Consider the following 5585-nt stretch of genomic DNA (forward strand, 5'->3'; position numbering starts at 1 on the left):
CGTACCTGGGCGAAGACGATATCGTGCGCTTCGAAGATACCTACGGCCGCTGCAATTGAGCGACCCGTCATGAGCGACAGGGTGAAAACATGCGCGAGCTTCAAAATCTGATGGCAAGAGTGCTCGACGTGTCGGCCGTGATGATAGGCGCGAGCGTGGCGTCGGAGATTCGCTTCGACGATATCGTGCCGCGCGGCGTGAACGAGGCGTTCGTGTTGCTCGCCGCCGCGTTCGCGCTCGTAATCTTTCCGGCCTTCGAGCTATACCAGTCGTGGCGTGGCCGCTCCAAGGCGCTGCTGGCGGGGCAGGTGTCGCTCGCATGGCTCGTGGTGCAGGGCTGTGCGCTGATCTCGATGTACTCGACGATGCATCATGTGGACGCCGTCTCGCGGCTGTGGTTCGCATATTGGACCGCGGTGGCGGGGGGGCTCCTCATTGCATGGCGCATCGCGGCGCATGGCGTGCTCGCGCACGTGCGGCGCGCGGGCATGAACCTGCATCAGGTTGCCATTGCCGGTTCTGCTTCGCAGTGCGACGAGATCGTGCGGCGCATCGATGCGGAGCCCGGCTCGGGCTTTCGCGCAAGCGCGCTCTACAACACGAAGCCGCAAACGGTGCCCGCCAGCGCGAGAGAGGCCACGGTGTACGACACGGTCGAGGCGTTCGCGCAGTACATCCGCGAGCACGACGTGCACGAGCTGTGGCTCGCGCTCTCGCTCGCAGAGGAGCGCACCGTGGTGCGGCTCGTCACGGAGTTTCGCAACGACCTCGTGAACATCCGCTTCATTCCCGACGTGCGCTCACTCGCGCTGTTCGACACCAGCAGCGTGAGCGAGCTGCTGGGCGTGCCCGCGATCAATCTCGTCGCCTCGCCGCTGCCGGCGAGCGCGCAGTTCAAGAAGGCGGTGTTCGACCGCGTGTTCGCGAGCCTCGCGCTCGTGAGCCTCATGCCGCTACTCATCGGCATTGCGATCGCGGTGAAGGTCTCCTCGCCGGGCCCGGTGTTCTTCAGGCAGCGGCGCAAGGGCGCCGACGGCCGCGTGTTCACGATCTACAAGTTCCGCACGATGCGCGTGCATACCGAGGCGCCCGGCACCGTGAGCCAGGCCACGCGGGACGACCCGCGCGTCACGCGCCTTGGCGCGTTTCTGCGCCGCACGAGCCTCGACGAATTGCCGCAGTTCTACAACGTGCTGCGCGGCGACATGTCGGTGGTCGGCCCGCGCCCCCATGCAATCGAGCACGACGATCTGTATCAGCGCGTGGTGACCGGCTACATCCACCGCTATCGCATCAAGCCCGGCATCACCGGCTGGGCGCAGGTCAACGGTTTTCGCGGCGAGACCGATCGCCTCGAAAAGATGGAGATGCGCGTCGCGCACGATCTCTATTACCTCGGCCACTGGTCGTTCTGGCTCGACATGCGCATCATCGCGGCCACGATCATTCACGGGCTGGTTGGTCGCAACGCGTACTGAGCGTGACGGCAAGCGCCCGCTGGGCGTGAGCTCGCGCGAGAAGCACCAGGTCTCGGGAGAAGGAATATGGCGATGAATTATGACGGCGCTTACTACGGCGCGGCAGGCGCCGATGAGCGATATCTGGGCGACTATCTGCAGACGATGGTGGCGAACTGGCGTGCGATCGCGATCGTGACGCTCGCCGTCACGCTGCTCGGCACCGCGTACGCGTTCCTTGCCCAGCCCACCTATCGCGCCGACGTGCTGTTCCATCTCGTCGACAAGGGCGACGCCAGCAAGAAGGACAGCGGCATGCCGCCGCTGGCCGGCATGTTCGACGAGAAGTCGACCGCCAATGGCGTGATCGAGATGCTGAAGTCACGCGAGGTGACTGAGGAGACGGTGCGGCGGCTGCACCTCGACATTTCGGCGCGGCCGCATGAAATGCCTGTCATCGGCGGGATGCTCTCCGGGATCATGAGCGCGAGCTGGGTCCAGAGCCTGCCCTCGTTCCTGCGTCCTTCGGGCTATGCGTGGCGCGGCGGCGCAATCACCGTGTCGCGCTTCGACACGCCCGAATCGCTCTACGATCGCGACTTCACGCTCGTCGCCGGCGACGAGCCGGGCACGTTCGTGCTGCGCGACCCCGACGGCATCCCGCTGCTGCAGGGCCACGTGGGCGAAGACGTGAGCGCCAACACCTCGGTCGGGCCGATCTCGCTGCACGTCGACAGCCTGAGCGGGCCGCCCGGCACGCCGTTCCTGCTCACTCGCGCCTCGACGCTCACGACCGTCGACAAGCTGGAGCGCGCGCTCGACATCCAGGAGGTCGGGCTGCAGTCCGGCGTGATCCGCGCGAGCCTCGAAGGCCACAACAGCAAGCTGACCACCGCGATCCTGAACAACGTGGCGCAGGAATTCATCAAGCAGGACGTGGCGAGCCGCTCCGCCGAAGCGGAGCACATGCTCGCGTTCCTCGACGAGCAGTTGCCGCAACTGCGCGCGCAGGTCGACGCGGCCGAGCAGAAGTACAACAAGTTCCGCAACGAGCACGGCACCGTCGATCTCGGGGAGGAAAGCCGGCTGCTGCTCCAGCAGGTGAGCGACAACAAGACCCGCCTCGAAGACTTGCAGCAGCAACGCGCGGAGCTCGCGCAGCGCTTCACCGAACATCACCCGGCCGTTGCCGCGCTCGACGCCGAGATCGGCACGCTGCGCAGCGCACAGGCGACGCTCACGCGCAACGTCGCCCAACTGCCCGACACCGAGCAGACGGCGGTGCGCCTCTTGCGCGACGTGCATGTGAGCACGGAGCTCTACACGAGCCTCTTGAACAGCGCGCAACAATTGCGCGTGGCGAAGGCGGGCCAGGTGGGCGACGTGCGCGTGGTCGACTTCGCCGAAGCGCCCGACGACCCCGTGCGCCCGAAGCGCCTGCTCGTGATCGTGCTTTCGATTGGCCTCGGGCTCGTGTTGGGCATTCTGGTCGCGTTCGTGCGCAAGTCGCTGTACGGCGGCGTCGAGCGTCCCGACGAGCTCGAAGCCGCGCTCGGCGTGCCGGTCTTCGCCGTGGTGCCGCGCAGCCCGCAGCAGTTGCGCCTGCAGCACCATGTCTCGTCGCGCCGGCGCGGTCTGCACGTGCTCGCGCAGCAGAACCCGCAGGACGTCGCGGTGGAGGGCGTGCGCAGCCTGCGCACGTCGCTGCAGCTCACGCTCAACGAGGCGCCCAACAACATCGTGATGCTGACCGGCTCGCGACCCGACATCGGCAAGTCGTTCCTTTCCGTCAACCTCGCGGCGCTGGTCGCTTCGGTGAACAAGCGCGTGCTGATCGTCGACGGCGACATGCGCCGCGGCGACGTCCACTCGCACTTCGGCATCGCGCACCAGCCGGGACTCTCCGACGTGCTGCTAGGCGCGGACCTGGACCAGGCGATCCAGCACGAGGTGCTGCCGGGCCTCGACGTGCTCGCCAAGGGCTCGCTGCACTCGCATCCCTCGGAACTCTTGATGAGCCCGCGCTTCGAGTCGCTGCTCGAAGAGCTGAGGGCGAGATACGACCTCGTGATCGTCGACACGCCGCCGGTGCTCGCGGTGACCGATTCGACGGTGATTGGGCGCTACGCCGGCACGACGCTGCTCGCGATCCGCCATGGCCGCCATCCGCTTTCGGAACTCGAGGAAACGGTCAAGCGCCTGCGCAACGGCGGCGTGAACCTGCGTGGCGTGCTGCTCACCGACGTGCCGAAGACCGGCGCGTTCATCGGCGGCGGTTATCGCGGCGGTTACTACGGGTACGAAAGCATCGCAGGGTAGCAGCAGGGCAGCAGCGCGTGCGCGGCCGGCTCCACGCCGCCGCGCATGATGGAACTACCGCAATTCCCTATCGCTCACGCGAGGAGAAAGAACGATGGCGATGGCTCGCAAGGTTGCATTGATCACCGGCATCACCGGTCAGGACGGTTCGTATCTGGCAGAACTGCTATTGAACAAAGGCTACGAGGTGCACGGCATCAAGCGGCGCTCGTCGCTCTTCAACACGGACCGCATCGATCACCTGTATCGCGACGTGCACGACCCGGAACCCGGCATCCAGCTGCATCACGGCGAACTGACCGACTCCACGGGCCTCGTGCGCGTGATCCAGCGCGTCGTGCCCGACGAAATCTACAATCTCGCCGCACAAAGCCATGTGGCGGTGTCGTTCGAGGAACCCGAGTACACCGCGAACGCCGACGGCCTCGGCACGCTGCGCATCCTGGAGGCGATCCGCATTCTCGGCCTCACGCACAAAACGCGCTTCTATCAGGCGTCGACCTCGGAGCTGTACGGGCTCGTGCAGGAAGTGCCGCAACGCGAAACCACGCCGTTTTATCCGCGCAGCCCCTATGCGGTCGCGAAGCTGTTCGCGTACTGGACCACGGTGAACTACCGCGAGGCGCATGGCATCTACGCGTGCAACGGCATTCTCTTTAACCACGAGTCGCCGCAGCGCGGCGAAACGTTCGTCACGCGCAAGATCACGCGCGCGATCGCGCGCATCGCGGTCGGGCTGCAGAAGGTGCTGTATCTCGGCAATCTCTCGGCCATGCGCGACTGGGGTCACGCGCGCGATTACGTCGACATGCAGTGGCGCATGCTTCAGCAGGACAAGCCGGAAGACTTCGTGATCGCCACGGGCGTGCAGTACAGCGTGCGCGACTTCGTGCGCGCGGCAGCGGAGGAGCTTGGCGTGACGGTGCGCTTCGAGGGCAGCGGCGTCGACGAGGTCGGCGTCGTCGACCATGTGGACGCGCGCGACATGCGGCTCGAGGCGGGCGACGTGATCGTGCGCGTCGATCCGCGCTACTTCCGCCCGACCGAGGTCGAGACGCTGCTCGGCGACGCGACGAAGGCCCAGGAGAAGCTGGGCTGGAAGCCGACCACGTCGTTCCATGCGCTCGTCAAGGAAATGGTGCGCGCGGACTACCAGATCGCCCGGCGCGACGCGCTCGTCAAGCTGGCAGGCTTCCAGGCTCTCGAACATCACGAGTGAACGCGCATGGACAAGCACTCCCGAATCTTCGTGGCCGGCCACCGCGGCATGGTGGGCTCGGCGCTCGTGCGCGCGCTGCAGGCGCACGGCTACTGGAACCTCGTCACGCGCACGCACGCCGAGCTGGACCTCACCGACCAGGCCGCGGTCGACGCGTTCTTCGAGGGCGAGCATATCGACGCGGTGCTGCTCGCGGCCGCGCGCGTGGGCGGCATTCTCGCGAACGCCACACAGCCCGCGCAGTTCGCCTGGGACAACCTGGCGATCGAGACCAACGTGATTCGCGCTGCGTATAACGCGGGCGTAGAGCGGCTCGTGTTCTTCGGCTCGTCGTGCATCTATCCACGCGAGTGCCCGCAGCCGATCCGAGAAACCTACCTGCTCACCGCGCCGCTCGAGCCGACCAACGAGGCGTACGCGATCGCGAAGATCGCAGGGCTCAAACTGTGCGAAGCGTACAACCGCCAGTACGGCACGCATTTCGTCTCGCTCATGCCGACCAACCTCTACGGCCCGAACGACAATTACGACCTCAGCAGCAGCCACGTGCTGCCCGCGCTGATCCGCAAGGCGCACGAGGCGCGCGTGAA

Annotated in this window: 4 protein-coding genes; all 4 read left to right on the top strand. The window is 66.3% G+C overall.

Annotation, left to right across the window (positions count from 1 at the left end):
* Window positions 1-89: 89 nt before the first annotated feature.
* Window positions 90-1478 carry an undecaprenyl-phosphate glucose phosphotransferase gene (locus VMJ11_RS27365; RefSeq protein ID WP_325623625.1) on the top strand — a complete coding sequence of 463 codons (1389 nt, stop codon included), beginning with the start codon at window positions 90-92 and terminating at the stop codon, window positions 1476-1478.
* A gap of 66 nt (window positions 1479-1544) precedes the next feature.
* Window positions 1545-3776 carry a polysaccharide biosynthesis tyrosine autokinase gene (locus VMJ11_RS27370; RefSeq protein ID WP_325623627.1) on the top strand — a complete coding sequence of 744 codons (2232 nt, stop codon included), beginning with the start codon at window positions 1545-1547 and terminating at the stop codon, window positions 3774-3776.
* Between the two features lie 100 nt (window positions 3777-3876).
* Window positions 3877-4995 (top strand): GDP-mannose 4,6-dehydratase, encoded by a 1119-nt coding sequence (gmd, locus tag VMJ11_RS27375; protein WP_325623631.1) that lies wholly within the window; start codon window positions 3877-3879, stop codon window positions 4993-4995.
* Between the two features lie 6 nt (window positions 4996-5001).
* A partial coding sequence (locus tag VMJ11_RS27380; protein ID WP_325623629.1) for an NAD-dependent epimerase/dehydratase family protein occupies window positions 5002-5585 on the top strand: 584 nt, incomplete at its 3' end.

Origin of the sequence: Paraburkholderia sp. (assembly GCF_035501035.1) — a bacterium.
Classification (GTDB): domain Bacteria; phylum Pseudomonadota; class Gammaproteobacteria; order Burkholderiales; family Burkholderiaceae; genus Paraburkholderia.

What these genes read in the sequence shown, in the direction of transcription:
- VMJ11_RS27365 (WP_325623625.1), top strand. Translation starts at nt 90, where the DNA reads ATGCGCGAGCTTCAAAATCTGATGGCAAGAGTGCTCGACGTGTCGGCC.
- VMJ11_RS27370 (WP_325623627.1), top strand. Translation starts at nt 1,545, where the DNA reads ATGGCGATGAATTATGACGGCGCTTACTACGGCGCGGCAGGCGCCGAT.
- gmd (WP_325623631.1), top strand. Translation starts at nt 3,877, where the DNA reads ATGGCTCGCAAGGTTGCATTGATCACCGGCATCACCGGTCAGGACGGT.